Genomic DNA, 441 nt, shown 5'->3' with positions numbered 1-441 from the left:
GTCATGACCCGGACGGTATGGCCAGGGCGAAGCGGCCCAGGTGTGCCAGGAGCAGCGGGGATCGCACCGCGCAGCGGCAGACTGCTTGGCGTCCGCGCGAGGTCAACCGTACGGACGGCGAAGCCGTCCATCTGTGAGTTCCGGAACGGGGGCAGATCTATCGGAGTCCGTATGGGGTGGGCAAGCACCCGATCTAGCGCGTCAGACAGGGCGACCTGCTCGACGGGGCGCTGGCTCACGGCGTTCAGGAGGGTGCGGACTCGGGCCGTGTGCTCAGCGACCGATGTGCGGGGCATGTCAGTACCTGCTCGCCGTGGGGTCGATGCGGACAGCCCAGGCATCGATGCCTCCGGTGAGGTGCCGCACATCGGAGAATCCGAGTTGGAGGAGCTGATCGAGCGCTTGGCGTGAGCGTGTGCCGCGGTGGCAGTACAGCACGAT

General features: G+C 67.3%; 1 protein-coding gene and 1 pseudogene. Both read right to left on the bottom strand.

Annotated features, from left to right (window positions below; all coding sequences use genetic code 11):
- Positions 1-296 (bottom strand): annotated as a pseudogene (locus ACFWJO_RS37745) (molybdopterin molybdenumtransferase MoeA); the annotation flags it as partial.
- Between the two features lies 1 nt (position 297).
- A complete protein-coding gene (locus ACFWJO_RS37740; protein WP_386872650.1) occupies positions 298-438 on the bottom strand; it encodes a rhodanese-like domain-containing protein in 141 nt (46 codons plus the stop codon).
- Positions 439-441: the final 3 nt, after the last annotated feature.

This window comes from Streptomyces sp. NPDC127092 (assembly GCF_042722475.1).
Lineage (GTDB): Bacteria > Actinomycetota > Actinomycetes > Streptomycetales > Streptomycetaceae > Streptomyces.
Note: the sequence above shows the minus strand (reverse complement) of the source record. Positions and strands in the feature narration are given on the sequence as shown.